Genomic DNA, 18,701 nt, shown 5'->3' with positions numbered 1-18,701 from the left:
CTCAACTAACGCTCCTGCTGGTGAGTGGGGCCGAGTGGGAAACTGCCGGTCGACTGGCCGTTGTTGGCCTGACGCCCCTGCTGGATGCCCCGGCGGAGATTGGTAAGCCGCCCACGCACATCATCGGGCGCACGCGACACCTGGGGACCGGACTGATGGTTCTGCTGCTGGGCGGTGCCCGGCACCAGATTGGCACGCGGTACCCGGCGGGGCAGACCGGAAGTGGTGATTCCGCCCGCTGCGGGCTTCTTCACCCGCTCCGCCTGCCGGACGAGTTCGTCGTTCGGCGAGGCGCGCCAGGAGCTCGTGACGCCGTTGGTGTCGCCCGTACCGCGCTGCGGTGCGGGCGGAGCCGGAGGCTCGTCGGCGGACCGCTGGGGGAAGTCCGGTGCCTGCGGTGCCGCGGGCGGCTGCTGGCCGCTGTGCTGCGGACCGTTCTGCTGCTGCCCGTTCTGCTGCGGACCGTGGAACCAGTTCGTCTCCAGCGTGTCGTACAGCGGCGTACGGCCGTCGCCGGGCCCGGAGGCCGGCGGCAGCGCCTCGGGCTGCCGGTACTGCGGCTCCGGCGCGGCGGGCGGACGCGGAGCACCGAAGTCCTCGTCGCCGCGGTCCCGCCGGACGGGCGCGGGCTGCCCCTGGCCCTGTCCCTGGTCCTGCGGACGGCCGAAGTCGGGGCGGGCGAACTGCGCCGTGCTCGCCGGGTCCGGCGTCTGCGGCGCACCGGCCCCGTACTGCGGGCCCGGAGCGGGCGCCGAGAAGTCCGGGCGGGCGAACTCCGAGGTGGAGCCGGGGCTCTGCCGGTCGTCCATCGGCGGACGCGGGCCGAGCGGCGGCAGGTTCGGCCGCTGGAACTGGCTGGTGGACTCGGGCTCCTCGTGACCGCGGGGGGCGTCGAGCGGGGAGCGCTGCTGGGGTGCGGACTGCTCCTCGGAGCCCCAGCTGGTGGTCTGCGGGCGCTGCGGACCGGGGTATCCCTGGCCCGGAGAGCTCGGGGACGGGCTGCCACCGGGCAGTTCGGCACGCGGACCGCCCACGGGGGGCAGCTGACGGCCGTTCTCGCCCGGACCGCCGGGCTGCTGGAAGCCGCCCTGGTCGGCCGGGTTCTGCCGGCCCTGCGGAGCCTGCCGGCCGGGGCCGTTGCCCGCACCCTGGCTGTTCTGCTCCGGCCGCCGCTGGGCGAACAGCCCGCCGGGCTGGCCCGAGTCGCCACGTCCGGCGCCGTCGCCCTGGCCGCGGGCGCCCAGCCGGGCGCCGCCGCCGAAGGCGCCGGAGAGTCCGCCGCCCTGACGCGGCGGCCCCTGACGCGGGCCGTCCTGCGGCTGCCGGCCCTGCGGACCGGTGCCGGACAGCCCGGCGCTCTGGAAGCCGGAGTTCTGCTGGCCGTTCTGGCCGGGCTGGCTGTTCTGACCGGGCTGGCTGTTCTGACCGGGCTGGCCGGGCTGTCCCGGCTGGTTCTGGGACCGGCCGGTGGTGTCCCGGGCGGGCAGTGCGGCCCGCGGACCGGAGCCCGCGCCGACCTGGCCGCGGTTGGCACCCGGACCGGCCGGGAGCCGGCCGCCCGGGGCCGAGGGAGCGCTGTCGAGACCGGGGCGGGGAGCGTTGCCGCCCGCGAGCAGTCCACCGGAGGGCGCGCCGCCGGCGAGCAGGCCGCCAGGAGCGGACTGCGGGCCCTGGGCCTGCTTCGGAACCGGCATCTTGCCGCCGTGCGCGACATCGACGGGGAGCATGACCAGCGCGGTCGTACCACCGGAGTCGGAGGGCCGCAGCTGGATACGGATGCCGTGACGCAGGGACAGCCGGCCGACCACGAACAGACCCATGCGGCGGGAGACCGAGACATCCACGGTGGGCGGCGAGGCGAGCCGCTCGTTGATCGCCGCGAGGTCCTCGGGGGAGAGCCCGATACCCGTGTCGTGGATCTCGACGAGCACCCGGCCGTCGGGCAGCGCGTGACCGGTGACCCGGACCTTCGTCTGCGGCGAGGAGAACGACGTGGCGTTCTCCAGCAGCTCGGCGAGGAGGTGCACGAGGTCGTTGACGACGCGTCCCGCGACCTCGGTGGCGGGCACCGCGGCCAGTTCGATGCGCTCGTACTGCTCCACCTCGGAGGCGGCGGCACGGAGCACGTCGACCAGCGGCACCGGACGGGTCCACCGGCGGCCCGGCTCCTCGCCCGCGAGGACGAGGAGGTTCTCACCGTTACGGCGCATACGGGTCGCGAGGTGGTCGAGCTTGAAGAGCGAGGACAGCTGGTCCGGGTCGGCCTCGCGCGACTCCAGCTCGGAGATGAGCGAGAGCTGACGCTGGATGAGGCCCTGGGAACGACGCGAGAGGTTGGTGAACATCGCGTTGACGTTGCCCCGGAGGAGGGCCTGCTCGGCGGCGAGCCGGACGGCCTCGCGGTGCACGTCGTCGAAGGCCGCGGCGACCTTGCCGATCTCGTCCCGGGAGTGCACACCGACCGACTCGACCGAGGTGTCGACGTCCTGCGGGTCGGTCTCGGAGAGCTGCTTGACGAGTTCCGGCAGCCGGTCCTGGGCGACGCGCGTCGCGGTGTCCTGGAGCTGGCGCAGCGAGCGGATCATGGACCGGGCGACGACGAAGGCGCCGATCAGCGATACGCCGAGCACCAGCAGGATGAGCGCACCGCTGATGATCGCTTCGCGCTGGGACTCGTCGCGCAGTTCGCGCGCCTTGCCCTCCATGTCGCTGAGGAGCGTCTCCTCGATCTGCTTCATGGCCTGGATCTTGTTGGAGTCCTGGTCGTACCAGTCGAGGTACGAACGCCGGGCCGTCCCGGTCATGCTGGTCGGGCTGTCGAGCACCTTCTTGGCGTAGGTGTCGGCGGCCTTGATCTCAGGGTTGCCCTCGTCCAGCGTCGCGGTCAGCTCGTCCGCGTTGTTGCCGGTGGTCGTGTAGATCGACCCGAACGAGCGACGCGCCAGGTCTTCCTTGCGCAGCGCCGCCAGGCCGAACTGCCGGTCGTTCGATTCGAGGTTCGCCTGCTTGTCGTTGCCGCCCGGCAGCGCCGCGGCGATGATCGCGCGCTGGACCGAGGCGTACTCCTTGGCGGAGGAGAAGGCCGCCAGGGCACGGGTCCGCTTGATCATCTCGGGGCTGCTGGTCGCCTGCGCCATGTCCTGCGAGAGGCTCAGCAGCGAGGTGACCAGCTGGCTGTAGGCGTCGACGGTCTGCAGGCTCGGGGTGCCCTTGGCGAACGCCTGCTTGCGGATGTCGCGGATGCCGCCCAGCTGCGAGGTGATCTGCTGGACGCTGGAGTGGATGCTCTCCAGGGCCTCGTCGCCCTCGGTGTCACCGATGTCGTTCGTCGCGTTGAGGAACGCCTTCTTCGCGCGGTCGGTCTTCTTCCGCGGCTCGGTGACCTTGAAGTCGGTGGCAGGCACTCCGTTGGACAGCGGGCCCGCGGACCGGTCGCGCTCCTCCTGGAGCGCCTGGGCCAGCGAGGTCGCCTGCTTGGTCATCCTGGTCAGCAGCTGCATGTGCTCCAGCTGCTGGATGTCGTTCATGGAGTCGTTGATGCGGAGGGCGCCCAGGCTGGTCGCCGCGACCACCGGGAGGGCGAGCAGGGAGACCAGGCGCGTACTGATGCGCCAGTTACGCAGAGCCATTCGCGATCCGGTGTTGACCGGGCCCTGTGGCTTGAGAGAGGTGATCGGATCGGAGCCGCCGTTCGCCGCGGCGCCGGAGCGCTTGGCACGGTCGCTGTTGTCGCCGGCCGCGGCCGGCCCGGGGTTCTGGGCGTGCTGGGGCGAGGAGCCGCGGTCGGTCCCGCCGCGCGGCTCCTGTTCGGCCGCCGCGCTGCCATCCCTCTTGAAACGTCCCTGCACTAGCGTCGCAACCTCTGGACCAGGCGTTCCCCCCGTCATGGACGGATGGAACGGTGTCGGCGTCGTGGGGCGTTGTACCGCCCCATGGTGGTCTTGAGTGACCGGCGTTCTTCCCCTTCCCGCCGCCACTCGGCTCGGCGCTGCGTTGCGCCCCCTGCGCGCTGGCCTGAAACCTGCGGCGGTGCGTGGAATTCCAGCACAGTGCAGGATCTCCAACAAGGGCCAGGTACCGGGCTGTGACCTGCGTGACACGTTGTGATGGGGGCGTAACAAGCCGTGGAGCCGGTTCACTGTCATAACGGACCATTGCGGGTGAATCAGGTCGGATTGACGGGTGTCCCAGACGACATGATCAGGAGCGGAATGGTTGATTCAGTGGTGCAATGTCCGTTTCTTCCGGTCGAACCGGCCGCCCGTATTGGGGGAATTGTCGGGGCCCTGGTGAGCAAACTCACATGATGATCGTCGTCTTCTGGGGGCTCCCGGCGGGAATCAGATGTTTAGCCTGACGCTTTACAGGGATGGCAGAACCGACAACCGGCGCCCCTGCGGGCGGCGCCCCTACCGACAGGGTCCGAACGGCAGATGAAGACGACGATGATGTTCCGCAACATTGCCAACCCCCGGCGCACGACGCTGGCGCACCTCGAGGACGCCGAAGCGCTGCAGACGCCGGAGAGGCCGGAGCACGCGCTCGACCTGCCGACGCAGACGGCCAACCCCCGTCGCACGATCCTCATGGTCGCCCCCGAGGCCGCCTCGGCCGCCGCGGAGTAATACGCACGGCGTCCCCCCTCACCCGCGCTAGCCTGGAGTGTCAGTCTTCAGTCAGCCAGCAAGTGAGGGGCCACAGCTTCCCGTGCGCATCGCCAGGTTCTCCATCGACGGCAATGTCGCCTTCGGCGCCGTCGAGGGCGACGGGCCCGATGGTCTCGTCCTCGACATCATCAAGGGCATCCCGTACGCCGAGTTCGAGCTCTCCGGGACCAAGGTCCCGCTGAACAAGGTCCGGCTGCTGCCGCCCGTGCTCCCCAACAAGGTCGTGGCCTTCGGCCGCAACTACGCGGAGCACGCCGCGGAACTCGGCAACGAGGTCCCCGACGTCCCCGTCGCCTTCTTCAAGCCCACCACCTCGGTGATCGGCTCCGGCGACGCCATCGAGTACCCCTCGTTCTCCGACGACCTGCACCACGAGGCCGAGCTGGCCGTGGTCATCGGCCGGATGTGCCGCGAAGTGCCGCGCGAGCGGGTCAAGGACGTCATCTTCGGCTACACCTGCGCCAATGACGTCACCGCGCGTGACGCCCAGAAGCGCGAGAAGCAGTGGGCCAGGGCCAAGGGCTTCGACACCTCCTGCCCGCTCGGCCCCTGGGTGGAGACCGACCTCGACCCCGGCGACCTCACCATCCAGGCCACGGTCAACGGCGAGCAACGCCAGCTGGGCCGGACGAGCGAGATGATCCGCTCCATCGAGGACCTGATCGTCCACATCACGGAAGCGATGACACTGCTCCCGGGCGACGTGATCCTCACCGGCACCCCCGCGGGGGTCGGACCCCTGCACGTCGGCGACGAGGTCGCCGTCACCATCGAAGGCATCGGCACTCTCACCAACAAGGTGATCAAGCGTGGTTAACGGACCTTTCCCCAAGCTCTCGGCTCCGCTCGAACAGGGGAGGCCCCATCGCGTACGTTTCTGTCCCTCCCCGACGGGCAACCCCCATGTGGGCCTGGTCAGGACGGCACTCTTCAACTGGGCCTTCGCCCGGCACCACCAGGGCACCCTGGTCTTCCGCATCGAGGACACCGACGCGGCGCGCGACTCCGAGGAGTCGTACGACCAGCTCCTCGACTCGATGCGCTGGCTCGGTCTCGACTGGGACGAGGGCCCCGAGGTCGGCGGCCCGCACGCCCCGTACCGGCAGTCGCAGCGCATGGACATCTACAAGGACGTCGCCGGCAAGCTCCTTGCCGCCGGCCACGCGTACCACTGCTACTGCACGACCGAGGAGCTCGACGCCCGCCGCGACGCCGCCCGCGCCGCCGGCAAGCCGTCCGGCTACGACGGCCACTGCCGCGAGCTGAGCGACGGGCAGAAGGCGGCGTACGAGGCCGAGGGCCGTACCTCGATCGTCCGCTTCCGGATGCCCGACGAGGCGATCACCTTCACCGACCTGGTCCGCGGCGACATCACCGTCCAGCCGGAGAACGTGCCGGACTACGGCATCGTCCGTGCCAACGGCGCCCCGCTCTACACACTGGTCAACCCGGTCGACGACGCGCTGATGGAGATCACCCACGTCCTGCGCGGCGAGGACCTGCTCTCCTCCACCCCGCGCCAGATCGCGCTGTACCGGGCGCTCATCGAGCTGGGCGTCGCCAAGCAGACCCCCGAGTTCGGCCACCTGCCGTACGTCATGGGCGAGGGCAACAAGAAGCTCTCCAAGCGCGACCCGCAGGCCTCGCTCAACCTCTACCGCGAGCGCGGCTTCCTGCCCGAGGGGCTGCTCAACTACCTCTCGCTGCTCGGCTGGTCGATCGCCGAGGACCGCGACATCTTCGACATCGACGAGATGGTCGCCGCGTTCGACATCGAGGACGTCAACGCCAACCCGGCCCGCTTCGACCTCAAGAAGTGCGAGCACGTCAACGCCGAGCACGTGCGCCGGCTCGATGTGAAGACCTTCACCGAGGCCTGCGGCCCCTGGCTGCGCGCCCCGTTCGCCCCCTGGGCCCCGGAGGCCTTCGACGCGGACCTGTTCGCGGCGATCGCCCCGCACGCCCAGACCCGCGTCACGGTCCTCTCGGAGATCACGGCCAACGTCGACTTCCTCTTCCTCGACGAGCCCGCGACCGACGAGGCGTCCTGGGCCAAGGCGATGAAGGAGGGCTCCGATGCCCTGCTCGTGACGGCCCGCGCCAAGCTGGCCGACGCCGAGTGGAACGCGGACGCCCTGAAGGCCGCGATCCTCGCCGCCGGTGAGGAGCACGGCCTGAAGCTCGGCAAGGCCCAGGCCCCGGTCCGCGTCGCCGTCACCGGCCGCACGATCGGCCTGCCGCTCTTCGAGTCCCTGGAGATCCTGGGCCGCGAGAAGACCCTGGCCCGGGTGGACGCGGCACTGGCGAAGCTCGCCGCGTAGCGACCGTACGTACGCGCGAGGCCGGGGCTCCCACGCGGGAGCCCCGGCCTCCGCCGTTCGCCGAGTGGTCCTTTCGCAGCCGAGGCGTCCGGTCCGGGGGATCCGGAGATCGTCTTCATCGGCCCGCAGGGCACCGCCAGGACCACCGTGTCCGACGCGTGGCGCACGAACCGGCTCCCGGCGCACGGAGGGTGGTGTCATGCCCGACGGGTCGCGCGCGATACTGTGCGATCGCGTCTGTCAGGGTGGCGCGGTGTACCGGCAATGGTTACGAGAAGCGGGGGGTGGTGCTGCGATGAGCAGCGAGCCTCCAAGTCCGTACGCCGCGTAGTGCAGCCATCCCGAGCGGGATATCGGTTGGTGCTGGTGCGGTTCGTGTCGATGTTCTGATCCACCGCTGTGCCTAAGGACCTGCCATGCCGCACTCGAACCTGCCCCAAGAGCCGAGCGCGGAGTCGGCCGAGCCGTTGCGGGACCTCGTGAAGGACCAGCGGCTGGGCGCCGCCCAGGAGTGGCTGGAGAGGAATCCGCCGCATGTGATCGCCGACGAGCTGGCGCGTATGGACGCGGTCGACGCCGGGCTGGCGTTCCGCCTGCTGTCCAAGGACCGGGCGCTGGAGGTCTTCGAGGAGCTGGAGCCGGTCGACCAGCAGCCGATCCTGGAAGGGCTGCGGGACCGTTCCTTCCTGGATCTCATCGAGGGCATGGAACCGGACGACCGGGCCAGGATGCTGGGAGAGGCCCCCGCGAAGGTCGTCAAGCGGGTGCTGGGCGGGCTGAGCCCCAACGAACGCAGGATGACCTCGGCCCTGCTCGGCTACCCGGAGGGCTCCGTCGGCCGCTACATGACTCCCCAGGTGATCGCGCTGCCGCAGGACCTGACCGTCGAGCAGGCGCTGCGGACCGTACGCGCGAAGGGCGCGGACGTGGAGACGGTGTACACGTTGCCCGTGGTGGACTCCGGGCGGCGGCTGACCGGCATCGTGGAACTGCGCGAGCTGGTGCTCGACGCGCCGGACACGATGATCTCCAGACTGGTCGTGACCGAACCGGCCTCCGCGTACGCCACGGACTCCGCCGAGTCCGCGGCCCGTCTGATGCGGGAGACCAACGACCTGAACCTGCCCGTCGTCGACAGCGAGGACCGGCTCGTCGGACTGTTCACCATCGACGACGCCGTGGAGGTCATCGAGGCCGCCGACACCGAGGACGTCGCCCGGCAGGCCGGTGCCGCCCCGTGGGCCGGTCACTACATGGCCGCCTCCGTGTGGCAGCTCGCCCGCTACCGGGCGCTGTGGCTGAGTCTGTTGCTGGTCGCGGCGACTCTCACGGTCGGCGTGACCCAGGCGTTCGAGGCCACCCTGGAGCAGGTCGCCGCCCTCGCCCTGTTCATCCCCATGCTCATCGGCGCGGGTGGCAACGCCGGCGCCCAGGCCGCCACCGCCTGCGTACGCGCTCTCGCGGTCGGCGAGGTCCGCAGCTCGGACCTGATGAAGGTGATCTGGCGTGAGTGCCGGGTGGGCCTGGTCCTGGGCTCGCTGCTCGCCCTGCTCGGCCTGGTGGTGGGCACCGTGTTCGTCAGCGCGAAGATCGCCCTGGTCGTCGGCATCACCCTGGTCATCATCTGCGGGTGGGCGGCAACGATCGGCGGCGCCATGCCGCTGCTGGCCAAGCGGCTGCGGATCGACCCGGCGGTCGTCTCCGCCCCCATGGTCACCACTCTCGTCGACGCCACCGGCCTGGTCATCTACTTCCTGACGGCGAAAGCCGTCCTGGGCGTCTGACCACGCCCACGACGGAGTCGGACACCGCGACGGCACGCCGACGCCGGTACGGACGGCCTGTTCTCGCTTGAGCGGATCGACGACCTGCTCGCCACCCGGGCACATACGCTGGTGGGCATGCCGATTCGAGCGGTTCTCTGGGACATCGACGACACGATTTTCGACTACTCGGGAGCCGACCGGGCCGGCATGCGCGAGCATCTGGAGCGCGAGGGCCTGCCGGAGGGGTACGACTCCGTCGAACACGCCCTCGGCGTATGGAAAGCCGTCACGGACGTGCAGTGGGCACGCTTCGCCGCCGGGGAGCTCGACTTCCAGGGGCAGCGGCGCGAGCGCGTACGCGCCTTTCTGGGACGGGTGCTGAGCGACGCCGAGGCCGACGAGTGGTTCGGCCGGCACGTCGCGCACTACGAGGCCGCGTGGGCGCTCTTCCCGGACGCCGTTCCGGCCCTGGACCGGCTGGCCGGGAGCTTCCGGCACGCGATCCTGTCGAACTCCACCATCCACCACCAGGACCGCAAGCTACGGACGCTCGGCGTGCGGGACCGCTTCGAGGCGGTGGTGTGCGCCGTCGAGATCGGGGTCGCCAAGCCCCACGCGGCGGCTTTCCACGCCGCCTGCGAGGCCCTGGCCCTCGACCCGCACGAGGTGGCGTACGTCGGCAACGAGCCCGATATCGACGCGGGCGGTGCGGTGGCCGCCGGGCTGACCGGGATCTGGCTGGACCGCGGCGACCGTGGCGGCCGCCCCGAACTCGTCAGGATCACGGCCCTGGACCAGCTTCCCGGCCTGCTGGCGGGCGATACCCGTTTTGGAGCGCCGGACACCTTCAGGTAATGTTCTTCCTGCGTCACCCGAGCGGGACAAAAAATCCGAGCGGGAGACGCAGTGAGAAATACAACCCTCAAGGGTTGCGTTTCATTGGGCTATGGTGTAATTGGCAACACTACGGTTTCTGGTACCGTCATTCTAGGTTCGAGTCCTGGTAGCCCAGCGCAAGACAGTAAGTAGCACGTAGTAAGTGCAAGCCCCCGTTGTGTAGCGGCCTAGCACGCTGCCCTCTCACGGCAGTAGCGCCGGTTCGAATCCGGTCGGGGGTACAGATCCTTCCCGCGAGAACATCTGGGTCGCACCCACGCTCTCGATGCAGGATCGCTAGGGCCCCCGTTGTGTAGCGGCCTAGCACGCTGCCCTCTCACGGCAGTAGCGCCGGTTCGAATCCGGTCGGGGGTACTTGTAACACCATGGGCTATGGTGTAATTGGCAACACTACGGTTTCTGGTACCGTCATTCTAGGTTCGAGTCCTGGTAGCCCAGCGCAAGACAGTAAGTAGCAAGTCGCAGTAATCAAGCCCCCGTTGTGTAGCGGCCTAGCACGCTGCCCTCTCACGGCAGTAGCGCCGGTTCGAATCCGGTCGGGGGTACAACAGAGCACCAGACAGCGGCCCTTCACTTCGGTGAGGGGCCTTCTGCTTGTGTCCGCAGGCCTGTTGGGGCCGGGGCGGCCTGTTGCGGTGGTTCCGCTCCGACCGGTTGGGGTCCGGTCGACTCCGGTGTGGCTCACGGGTGTTGAGGGGGCCGCCACAACGCTGGGGCGGCCTCTCGCGATACGCGGAGAAGGGGGCGGGATCAGCCGGTGCGGCGCAGGGCCTCGCTCAGCCGGGCGGCCGAGTCGATGATGGCCTGGGCGTGCATCCGGCCCGGGTGACGGGTCAGCCGCTCGATCGGCCCGGAGACCGAGACCGCCGCGACCACCCGGTTCGAGGGGCCGCGCACCGGTGCGGAGACCGAGGCGACGCCCGGTTCCCGCTCGCCGATCGACTGGGCCCAGCCCCGGCGCCGTACGCCCGAGAGTGCCGTCGCGGTGAAGCGGGCGCCCTGGAGGCCGCGGTGCAGGCGCTCCGGCTCCTCCCAGGCCATCAGGATCTGGGCGGACGATCCCGCCTTCATGGTGAGCGTGGAGCCGACCGGCACGGTGTCCCGCAGACCGGACAGCCGCTCCGCCGCCGCCACGCAGATCCGCATGTCGCCCTGCCGGCGGTAGAGCTGAGCGCTCTCGCCGGTGATGTCGCGAAGGTGGGTGAGCACCGGTCCCGCCGTGGCGAGCAGCCGGTCCTCGCCCGCCGCCGCCGCGAGTTCCGACAGCCGGGGGCCGAGGATGAAGCGGCCCTGCATGTCCCTCGCCACCATGCGGTGGTGTTCCAGTGCCACGGCCAGCCGGTGGGCCGTGGGTCGTGCGAGCCCGGTCGCCGCGACCAGCCCGGCGAGGGTGGCCGGACCGGACTCCAGGGCGCTCAATACCAGAGCTGCCTTGTCGAGAACGCCGACGCCGCTAGAGTTGTCCATACGACGATACTCGCGTCTCACTCTGTGAAACGCAAGTTCAATTTTCCAGGGAAGTTGCGAACCTGTACGGGCGGCCCCACAACGGCCCGTAGCCACCGCCCCGCACGGGGGTCCGGACGGGGGCGCACTGAATCTCTAGTTGGGCCGGCGACGACGCCGGCCGGAGGGAAAGCGATGGGTAGGACACTCGCGGAGAAGGTTTGGGACGACCACGTCATCCCCAAGGTCTCGGCTCCGCTCGACCAGGGGAGTCCCCACTGGCGCGCCGAAGGCGAGCCCGACCTCCTCTTCATCGATCTGCACCTGCTGCACGAGGTGACCAGCCCGCAGGCCTTCGACGGTCTGCGGCAGGCCGGACGCCCGGTGCGGCGCCTCGACCTCACCATCGCCACCGAGGACCACAACACCCCGACCCTCGACATCGACAAGCCGATCGCCGACCCGGTCTCCCGCGCGCAGCTGGAGACCCTGCGCAAGAACTGCGCGGACTTCGGCGTCCGGCTGCACCCGCTGGGCGACGTCGAGCAGGGCGTCGTGCACGTGGTCGGCCCGCAGCTGGGGCTGACCCAGCCCGGCACCACCGTCGTCTGCGGCGACTCCCACACCTCCACGCACGGCGCCTTCGGCGCGCTGGCGTTCGGCATCGGCACCAGCCAGGTCGAGCACGTGCTGGCCACCCAGACGCTGCCGCTGGCCCGCCCGAAGACGATGGCGATCACCATCGAGGGCGAACTGCCCGACAGCGTCACCGCCAAGGACCTGATCCTCGCGATCATCGCGCGGATCGGCACCGGCGGCGGTCAGGGCTACATCCTCGAATACCGCGGCTCCGCCATCGAGAAGCTCTCGATGGAAGCCCGGATGACCATCTGCAACATGTCGATCGAGGCCGGAGCGCGGGCGGGCATGATCGCCCCCGACCTGACCACCTTCGACTACCTTCAGGGCCGCGACCACGCCCCGCAGGGTGAGGACTGGGACGCCGCCGTGGCGTACTGGAAGACGCTGCGCACCGACGACGACGCGGTCTTCGACGCCGAGGTGGTCATCGAGGCAGCCGAACTGGCGCCGTTCGTCACCTGGGGCACCAACCCCGGCCAGGGCGCGCCGCTGTCGGCCAACGTCCCCGACCCCGCTTCGTACGAGGACGCCTCGGAGCGCAACGCCGCCGAAAAGGCCCTGGAGTACATGGGGTTGACCGCCGGGCAGTCGCTGCGCGAGATCAACGTGGACACCGTCTTCGTAGGTTCCTGCACCAACGGCCGGATCGAGGACCTGCGTAACGCGGCCGCGGTCATGGACGGCCGCAAAGTCGCCGACGGGGTGCGGATGCTGGTCGTCCCCGGCTCCGTGCGGGTCGCGCTGCAGGCCGTCGAGGAGGGCCTGGACAAGGTCTTCAAGGCCGCCGGCGCCGAATGGCGGCACGCGGGTTGCTCGATGTGTCTCGGTATGAACCCCGACCAGCTGGCCCCCGGCGAGCGCTCCGCCTCCACCTCGAACCGTAACTTCGAGGGCCGGCAGGGCAAGGGCGGCCGTACGCACCTGGTCTCCCCGCAGGTCGCCGCCGCCACCGCCGTGCTGGGCCATCTGGCCTCGCCGGCCGACCTGTCCGACGACCGCACGCCCGCCGGAGTCTGAGAACCATGGAAGCTTTCACCGCACACACCGGCCGGGCCGTCCCGCTGCGCCGCAGCAACGTCGACACCGACCAGATCATTCCCGCCCACTGGCTGAAGAAGGTCACCCGGGACGGCTTCGAGGACGGGCTCTTCGAGGCCTGGCGCAAGGACGGGAACTTCGTCCTCAACCGCCCGGAGCGCAAGGGCGCCTCGGTCCTGGTGGCCGGCTCCGACTTCGGCACCGGCTCCTCCCGCGAGCACGCCGTCTGGGCCCTGCAGAACTTCGGTTTCAAGACGGTCATCTCCTCCCGGTTCGCCGATATCTTCCGCGGCAACTCGCTGAAGAACGGGCTGTTGACCGTGGTCCTGGACCAGCAGGTCGTCGAGGCCCTGTGGGAGCTGACGGAGGCCGACCCGAAGGCCGAGATCACGGTCGACCTGGAGGCCCGGCAGGTCCGCGCCGAGGGCATCACCGCCGACTTCGAGCTCGACGAGAACGCCCGCTGGCGGCTGCTGAACGGGCTGGACGACATCAGCCTCACCCTGCAGAACGAACCGGACATCGCGGCCTACGAGGCGACCAGGCCGGCCCACAAGCCACGTACAATTAACGCCTGAGCAGCACCTTTCCCGTACTGCGCCCCCTGCCTTCTGGTAGGGGGCGCAGTCGCTTGTTGAGACCCCGTCGGGCGACAACTCGCCCCAGATGGCACAATCGGTGCATGGAACGCGACAGCCAACTCAAGCTTTACGGCCAAGTCGCCGACCAATTGAAGGAAGCGCACTCACGAGTGCGTGCACTGCAAGTCCCGGAGGGCGTACGGATGGCGCTGTCCCGGAAGCTGCTGGTCGTCACGGCCGCGGCGAAGCACGATCTCCCAGATGCAGCAAGGCGTCTGGACCGGTTGATGAAGGACCTCGATGAGGGCCGATTCCCCGAAGGTGACTGACTCTGCGGAACTGCGCAGCGGTCGACTTCGTTGCGGCACTAGGGTGATTAGCCCGTTTCGTGTTTGATTTGCGGTATATATCTGCCTAACGTGCGAAAAAGCTTGAACACTTTCGTTCTGGCTATGTCTCCGAAGGGGAAGACGTGAACAAGGCGCAGCTCGTAGAAGCGATTGCCGACAAGGTCGGCGGCCGTCAGCAGGCCGCGGACGCCGTCGATGCGGTACTCGACGCGATCGTTCGTGCGGTTGTCGCAGGTGACCGCGTTTCGGTCACCGGCTTCGGCTCGTTCGAGAAGGTCGACCGCCCCGCCCGCTACGCCCGCAACCCGCAGACGGGTGAGCGCGTACGGGTCAAGAAGACGTCCGTGCCCCGTTTCCGTGCGGGACAGGGCTTCAAGGACCTGGTGAGCGGCTCGAAGAAGCTCCCCAAGAACGATGTGGCCGTGAAGAAGGCTCCCAAGGGCAGCCTCTCGGGCGGTTCTTCCACCCGTACGACGGCCAAGGCGGCCGCCAAGAAGGCGACCGCGAAGAAGGCCGTGGCGAAGAAGGCCACCGCCAAGAAGACCGTGGCAGCGGCGAAGAAGACCACGGCCACCGCCAAGAAGACCACCGCGAAGAAGACGTCCGCGGCGGCGAAGAAGACCACGGCGGTCGCGAAGAAGGCGGCCCCCGCAGCGGCGAAGAAGACGACGACCGCGAAGAAGGCCGTCGCCAGCAAGACCGCGCCCGCCAAGAAGACCACGGCGAAGAAGGCGCCCGCGAAGAAGACCACGGCGCGCAAGACCACGGCCAAGAAGGCCACCGCACGGAAGAAGTGAGACCGAGCAGCACAGGGCTCCTCACACGCGCCGGGCCGGGCTCCCCTCGGGGAGCCCGGCCCGCGGGCTGTTCGGGGCAGGGTCACAGGGCTCAGCGGGCCGGCGCCGCCACAGGGCTCAGAAGGTCTGGAGCGTCACCAGGGTGATCCGCAGTCCGGCGCCCTCGCCGCTGCCCTCGATCCGCACCCGTTGGCCCGGCCGCAGCAGCCGCAGACCGCCGGCGTCGAAGGCCGGGGCGTCGAAATCCACCGGGGTGCCGTCGTCGAGCAGCACGCTGCCAGTGCGGGTCTCGGGGTCGTACGTGTACGAGGTCGCCTGCATGAACGGCAGCCTATCGGTCCATCGTGGGGGCCCCCGCGGCCCAGCGCCCCGCCGTGTAGGGGCCCACGCCCAGGGCGAGCGCCGCCCGCAGATCGTCGCCGGTGTCCACGTCCTGGCGGACCGAATCGATGCCGCGGAGCGTGATTTCCGCGGCGCCCGACGCGAGATGCCGGGCCCGGGACGGGCCGCCGAAAGCCGGGCACAATTCCACTCCCGGCCCAGCGGCCAGAAATGTTGTTCCGATTCCCGCCGCATCGGTCACGAATGCCCGGGAAAAAGAGGCCGATGAATCGAGCACCCGCGCCAATTCCGTGTGGCGCAGTGCGGGCAGATCCGCGTTGAGCGCGGCGACGGCCGCTCCGGGCCGGGCCGCCCGCACCGCACGCTCACCGTGCGCGAGGGCCGCGTTGAGCCCGGCGGCGGGGGAGTCGGCCACGATGCGGGCGCCGAGGGCCGCCAGCGCGGCGCCGGCCGTCGCGTCGTCCGTGACTACCACCACATCGGCGACGGCCCGGCAGGCAAGCGCGGCGTACACGGTGTCCTGGGCGAACGCCAGGGCCAGCCGGGGCCGCAACAGGGCGCCGGACGAGGGCACCAGCCTGCTCTTGGCCCGCGCCAGGGGTTTCAACGGGACGACCAGGGACCAGTGGCCGGTCGGGTCGGTGTTCGTGGCGGTCTCCCCCTCGATGCGCATGGCCGCCCATTCTCGCCTGCCGGTGCGACAACCCGGAGGATCGGTTCCGAAGGTGGGGCGTACGGTGTTCTCGACAGAGCAGGGGCCAGGGGCGAGACTTGACCGTCGGTAGTCAGGCAGCAAAGCTCCACAGTCAGGTCCATAGAGAAAGGTGTCCGGGTGTCCCGCCGTAGAATCGGCTTCTGGTACCGCTTGGCAGCGGTCATTGCAAAACCGCCGCTGGTGGTTCTGTTCAAGCGCGACTGGCGGGGGATGGAACACATTCCGGCCGACGGCGGATTTATAACTGCGGTCAATCACAACTCGTATCTGGACCCTCTTTCGTACGGGCACTTCCAGTACAACACCGGCCGGGTGCCGCGGCTCCTCGCCAAGGCGGGGCTCTTCAAGACCCCCTTTGTCGGAATGATGCTGCGTGGCACCGGCCAGATTCCCGTGTACCGCGAGACCACCAACGCGCTGGACGCCTTCAGGGCCGCCGTCGCCGCCATCGAGCGCGGTGAGTGCGTCGCCTTCTACCCGGAGGGCACCCTCACCCGCGACCCCGAGATGTGGCCCATGGGAGGCAAGACCGGCGCCGCCCGCGTCGCGTTGATGACCAGGGCCCCGGTCATCCCCGTCGCCCAGTGGGGCGCCAACCTGGCGATGCCGCCCTACGCCACGGACAAGAAGCTGCGGCTCTTCCCCCGTAAGACCCTCAAGGTCCAGGCCGGTCCGCCCGTCGACCTCTCCCGGTTCTACGACAAGGAGCCGACGCCCGAAGTCCTGCGCGAGGCGACCGAGGTCATCATGCTCGCGATCACCGAGCAGCTGGCGGTCGTACGCGGACAGCAGGCCCCCACCGAGCTCTACGACCACCGCAAGGCCCGCGCGGAACAGCGGCGCAAGTCCGAAGGAGAGGGACTCAAGTGACGCACCCCGTAAAAGCAGCCGTCTTCGGAACCGGCTCATGGGGTACGGCCTTCGGCATGGTCCTGGCCGACGCCGGCTGCGAGGTCACCCTCTGGGGCCGCCGTGCCGAGGTCGCCGAGGCCGTCAACACGACCCGTACCAACCCCGACTACCTGCCGGGCATCGAACTCCCTGCCTCGGTCCGGGCCACCACGGACGCCGCCGAGGCGCTGCGCGGCGCCGACTTCGCCGTGCTCGTCGTGCCCTCCCAGACGCTGCGCGCCAACCTCGCCGACTGGGCCCCGCACCTGGAGTCGAAGACGGTGCTGGTCTCCATGATGAAGGGCGTCGAGCTGGGCACCGCGAAGCGGATGAGCGAGGTCATCGCGGACGTCACCGGTGTCTCCGACGACCGCATCGCCGTCATCACCGGGCCCAACCTCGCCAAGGAGATCGCCGAACGCCGGCCCGCCGCGGCCGTCGTCGCCTGCCGGGACGAGTCGGTGGCGCGCCGCCTCCAGGCCGCCTGCCACACCCCGTACTTCCGCCCGTACACCAACACAGACGTGGTCGGCTGCGAGCTCGGCGGCGCCGTCAAGAACGTCATCGGGCTGGCCGTCGGCATCGCCGACGGCATGGGGCTCGGTGACAACGCCAAGGGCTCGCTCATCACCCGCGGCCTCGCCGAGACCACCCGGCTCGGCCACGCCATGGGCGCCGATCCGCTGACCTTCTCCGGACTCGCCGGGCTCGGGGACCTGGTGGCGACCTGCTCGTCGCCGCTCTCGCGCAACCACACCTTCGGTACCAACCTCGGCCGCGGCATGACCCTCCAGGAGACCATCGCCGTCACCAGGCAGACCGCGGAGGGCGTCAAGTCCTGCGAATCGGTGCTCGATCTGGCACGCCGGCACGGGGTGGAGATGCCCCTCACCGAAACGGTCGTCGGCATCGTCCACGAGGGCAAGCCCCCGATGGTCGCGCTCAAGGAGCTGATGTCGCGCAGCGCCAAGGCCGAGCGGCACTGAGAGCCGCCCGCTGCGAACGGGTTCACCCGCCGGACGGCACCGGCGGCGCTGACGCGACCCGTACCAGCAGGTACGCTCATCGCGATATGAGCAGCGAGAACCTCCCCCAGAGCACGGAGCAGCAGCTCCGCAAGCCGCGTGTGGCCGTCGTGTTCGGCGGCCGCAGCTCCGAACACGGTATTTCGGTGGTCACGGCCGGTGCCGTCCTGAACGCCATCGACCGGACGAAGTACGACGTCCTGCCGATCGGCATCACGACGGACGGCCGCTGGGCGCTCACCGCCGACGAACCCGAACGCATGGCCATCACGGACCGGAAGATGCCGGACGTGGCCCAGCTGGCCGAGTCGGACGAGGGCGGCGTGGTGCTCTCCGTCGATCCCGGCAGCCGTGAAGTGGTCTACAGCGAACCCGGCGCGGTCCCCAAGGCGCTCGGCGAGGTCGACGTCGTCTTCCCCGTTCTGCACGGTCCCTACGGTGAGGACGGCACGCTCCAGGGCCTCCTGGAGCTCTCCGGAGTGCCGTACGTCGGCGCCGGAGTCCTCGCCTCGGCGGTCGGCCAGGACAAGGAGTACATGAAGCGCGTCTTCACCTCCTTCGGGCTGCCCGTCGGGCCGTACGTCGTCGTACGCCCCCGCGAGTGGGACCAGGACCCCCAGGCCGTGCGCAAGCGCATCGTGGAGTTCGCCGGCGACCACGGCTGGCCGCTCTTCGTGAAGCCCGCACGGGCCGGCTCGTCGATCGGCATCACCAAGGTCGACGACCTCTCCGGCCTCGACGGGGCGATCGAGGAGGCCCGCCGCCACGACCCCAAGTTCCTCGTCGAGTCGCTGCTGCGGGGCCGCGAGATCGAGTGCGGGGTGCTGGAGTTCGAGGACGGGCCGCGCGCCAGCGTGCCGGCCGAGATCCCGCCGGTCACCTCGCACGACTTCTACGACTTCGAGGCCAAGTACATCGACGCGGCGTCCGGCATCGTGCCGGCCCCGCTCACCGAGGACCAGACCGCCGAGGTCCAGCGGCTCGCCGTCGAGGCCTACGAGTCGGTGTCCTGCGAGGGCCTGGTGCGTGCCGACTTCTTCCTCACCGAGGACGGCGGCTTCGTCATCAACGAGATCAACACCCTGCCGGGGTTCACCCCGATCTCCATGTACCCGCGCATGTGGCAGGAGAGCGGCGTCGACTACCCGCAGCTGGTGGACCGGCTCATCCAGGCGGCCCTGAACCGGCCGACCGGACTGCGCTGACTTGACGCAGGGCGTGTG

16 protein-coding genes and 5 tRNA genes are annotated in these 18,701 nt (G+C 69.9%); 17 read left to right on the top strand and 4 right to left on the bottom strand.

What is annotated here, in order from left to right; genetic code table 11:
* Positions 1-5 precede the first annotated feature (5 nt).
* Positions 6-3,848, bottom strand: a complete 3,843-nt coding sequence (locus ACZ6S6_RS27770) for a nitrate- and nitrite sensing domain-containing protein (RefSeq protein WP_469707257.1) — start codon at positions 3,846-3,848, stop codon at positions 6-8.
* A gap of 585 nt (positions 3,849-4,433) precedes the next feature.
* Between ACZ6S6_RS27770 and ACZ6S6_RS27765 the strand changes: the two genes are divergently transcribed.
* The 10 genes from ACZ6S6_RS27765 to ACZ6S6_RS27720 all read left to right on the top strand — a co-directional run bounded on the left by ACZ6S6_RS27765 (position 4,434) and on the right by ACZ6S6_RS27720 (position 10,196).
* Positions 4,434-4,625 (top strand): hypothetical protein, encoded by a 192-nt coding sequence (locus tag ACZ6S6_RS27765; protein WP_362963597.1) that lies wholly within the window; start codon positions 4,434-4,436, stop codon positions 4,623-4,625.
* Between the two features lie 82 nt (positions 4,626-4,707).
* On the top strand, positions 4,708-5,484 hold the full coding sequence (locus ACZ6S6_RS27760) for a fumarylacetoacetate hydrolase family protein (RefSeq protein WP_362963595.1): 777 nt from the start codon (positions 4,708-4,710) through the stop codon (positions 5,482-5,484).
* Positions 5,477-6,988 carry a glutamate--tRNA ligase gene (gene gltX, locus ACZ6S6_RS27755; RefSeq protein ID WP_362963593.1) on the top strand — a complete coding sequence of 504 codons (1,512 nt, stop codon included), beginning with the start codon at positions 5,477-5,479 and terminating at the stop codon, positions 6,986-6,988. Before ACZ6S6_RS27760 ends, gltX begins: the two co-directional genes overlap by 8 nt.
* Before the next feature lie 416 nt (positions 6,989-7,404).
* Positions 7,405-8,772, top strand: coding sequence for a magnesium transporter (gene mgtE, locus ACZ6S6_RS27750; RefSeq protein ID WP_362963591.1), 1,368 nt, complete (start codon positions 7,405-7,407; stop codon positions 8,770-8,772).
* Between the two features lie 117 nt (positions 8,773-8,889).
* Positions 8,890-9,609, top strand: coding sequence for an HAD family hydrolase (locus ACZ6S6_RS27745; protein ID WP_362963589.1), 720 nt, complete (start codon positions 8,890-8,892; stop codon positions 9,607-9,609).
* An 85-nt stretch (positions 9,610-9,694) separates the two neighbouring features.
* Positions 9,695-9,766, top strand: a tRNA-Gln gene (locus tag ACZ6S6_RS27740).
* 33 nt (positions 9,767-9,799) lie between these two features.
* A tRNA-Glu gene (locus ACZ6S6_RS27735) sits at positions 9,800-9,872 on the top strand.
* A gap of 60 nt (positions 9,873-9,932) precedes the next feature.
* Positions 9,933-10,005, top strand: a tRNA-Glu gene (locus ACZ6S6_RS27730).
* Between the two features lie 12 nt (positions 10,006-10,017).
* A tRNA-Gln gene (locus ACZ6S6_RS27725) sits at positions 10,018-10,089 on the top strand.
* Between the two features lie 34 nt (positions 10,090-10,123).
* Positions 10,124-10,196 (top strand) — tRNA-Glu (locus tag ACZ6S6_RS27720).
* Between the two features lie 205 nt (positions 10,197-10,401).
* On the opposite strand, the gene ndgR is transcribed toward ACZ6S6_RS27720, so the two are convergent.
* A complete protein-coding gene (gene ndgR, locus ACZ6S6_RS27715) occupies positions 10,402-11,118 on the bottom strand; it encodes an IclR family transcriptional regulator NdgR (protein WP_024490257.1) in 717 nt (238 codons plus the stop codon).
* 174 nt (positions 11,119-11,292) lie between these two features.
* Here ndgR and leuC point away from each other — a divergent pair, with 174 nt between their 5' ends.
* The 4 genes from leuC (at position 11,293) to ACZ6S6_RS27695 (ending at position 14,505) form a co-directional block, all read left to right on the top strand.
* The gene (leuC, locus tag ACZ6S6_RS27710; protein WP_362963587.1) at positions 11,293-12,756 is read left to right on the top strand and encodes a 3-isopropylmalate dehydratase large subunit; all 1,464 of its coding nucleotides are present in this window, start codon (positions 11,293-11,295) and stop codon (positions 12,754-12,756) included.
* 5 nt (positions 12,757-12,761) lie between these two features.
* On the top strand, positions 12,762-13,355 hold the full coding sequence (leuD, locus tag ACZ6S6_RS27705) for a 3-isopropylmalate dehydratase small subunit (protein WP_362963585.1): 594 nt from the start codon (positions 12,762-12,764) through the stop codon (positions 13,353-13,355).
* Positions 13,356-13,459: 104 nt separating this feature from the next.
* Positions 13,460-13,687 (top strand): SCO5555 family protein, encoded by a 228-nt coding sequence (locus ACZ6S6_RS27700; protein WP_123461880.1) that lies wholly within the window; start codon positions 13,460-13,462, stop codon positions 13,685-13,687.
* Between the two features lie 143 nt (positions 13,688-13,830).
* On the top strand, positions 13,831-14,505 hold the full coding sequence (locus tag ACZ6S6_RS27695; RefSeq protein WP_362963582.1) for an HU family DNA-binding protein: 675 nt from the start codon (positions 13,831-13,833) through the stop codon (positions 14,503-14,505).
* 117 nt (positions 14,506-14,622) lie between these two features.
* On the opposite strand, the gene ACZ6S6_RS27690 is transcribed toward ACZ6S6_RS27695, so the two are convergent.
* Both ACZ6S6_RS27690 and cofC read right to left on the bottom strand, forming a co-directional pair.
* Positions 14,623-14,826 (bottom strand): hypothetical protein, encoded by a 204-nt coding sequence (locus ACZ6S6_RS27690; protein ID WP_362963580.1) that lies wholly within the window; start codon positions 14,824-14,826, stop codon positions 14,623-14,625.
* A gap of 10 nt (positions 14,827-14,836) precedes the next feature.
* Positions 14,837-15,520 carry a 2-phospho-L-lactate guanylyltransferase gene (cofC, locus tag ACZ6S6_RS27685; protein WP_469707251.1) on the bottom strand — a complete coding sequence of 228 codons (684 nt, stop codon included), beginning with the start codon at positions 15,518-15,520 and terminating at the stop codon, positions 14,837-14,839.
* A 159-nt stretch (positions 15,521-15,679) separates the two neighbouring features.
* On the opposite strand from cofC, the gene ACZ6S6_RS27680 reads away from it, so the two are divergent.
* The 3 genes from ACZ6S6_RS27680 to ACZ6S6_RS27670 all read left to right on the top strand — a co-directional run bounded on the left by ACZ6S6_RS27680 (position 15,680) and on the right by ACZ6S6_RS27670 (position 18,683).
* The gene (locus ACZ6S6_RS27680; RefSeq protein ID WP_362963576.1) at positions 15,680-16,432 is read left to right on the top strand and encodes a lysophospholipid acyltransferase family protein; all 753 of its coding nucleotides are present in this window, start codon (positions 15,680-15,682) and stop codon (positions 16,430-16,432) included.
* Complete coding sequence (locus ACZ6S6_RS27675; RefSeq protein ID WP_362963574.1) at positions 16,429-17,439, top strand: NAD(P)H-dependent glycerol-3-phosphate dehydrogenase; 1,011 nt, start codon at positions 16,429-16,431, stop codon at positions 17,437-17,439. Before ACZ6S6_RS27680 ends, ACZ6S6_RS27675 begins: the two co-directional genes overlap by 4 nt.
* A gap of 86 nt (positions 17,440-17,525) precedes the next feature.
* On the top strand, positions 17,526-18,683 hold the full coding sequence (locus ACZ6S6_RS27670) for a D-alanine--D-alanine ligase family protein (RefSeq protein WP_362963572.1): 1,158 nt from the start codon (positions 17,526-17,528) through the stop codon (positions 18,681-18,683).
* Positions 18,684-18,701: the final 18 nt, after the last annotated feature.

Source organism: Streptomyces sp. NPDC048671, assembly GCF_055587045.1.
The sequence above is the reverse complement of the archived record's forward strand: the minus strand, read 5'-3'. Positions and strand labels throughout refer to the sequence as shown.

Excerpts from the sequence above, each read along its gene's own strand:
- ACZ6S6_RS27670 (WP_362963572.1), top strand. The coding sequence starts at position 17,526 with ATGAGCAGCGAGAACCTCCCCCAGAGCACGGAGCAGCAGCTCCGCAAG.
- ndgR (WP_024490257.1), bottom strand. The coding sequence starts at position 11,118 with ATGGACAACTCTAGCGGCGTCGGCGTTCTCGACAAGGCAGCTCTGGTA.
- cofC (WP_469707251.1), bottom strand. The coding sequence starts at position 15,520 with ATGCGCATCGAGGGGGAGACCGCCACGAACACCGACCCGACCGGCCAC.
- ACZ6S6_RS27745 (WP_362963589.1), top strand. The coding sequence starts at position 8,890 with ATGCCGATTCGAGCGGTTCTCTGGGACATCGACGACACGATTTTCGAC.
- leuC (WP_362963587.1), top strand. The coding sequence starts at position 11,293 with ATGGGTAGGACACTCGCGGAGAAGGTTTGGGACGACCACGTCATCCCC.
- ACZ6S6_RS27690 (WP_362963580.1), bottom strand. The coding sequence starts at position 14,826 with ATGCAGGCGACCTCGTACACGTACGACCCCGAGACCCGCACTGGCAGC.
- ACZ6S6_RS27765 (WP_362963597.1), top strand. The coding sequence starts at position 4,434 with ATGAAGACGACGATGATGTTCCGCAACATTGCCAACCCCCGGCGCACG.
- mgtE (WP_362963591.1), top strand. The coding sequence starts at position 7,405 with ATGCCGCACTCGAACCTGCCCCAAGAGCCGAGCGCGGAGTCGGCCGAG.
- ACZ6S6_RS27700 (WP_123461880.1), top strand. The coding sequence starts at position 13,460 with ATGGAACGCGACAGCCAACTCAAGCTTTACGGCCAAGTCGCCGACCAA.
- leuD (WP_362963585.1), top strand. The coding sequence starts at position 12,762 with ATGGAAGCTTTCACCGCACACACCGGCCGGGCCGTCCCGCTGCGCCGC.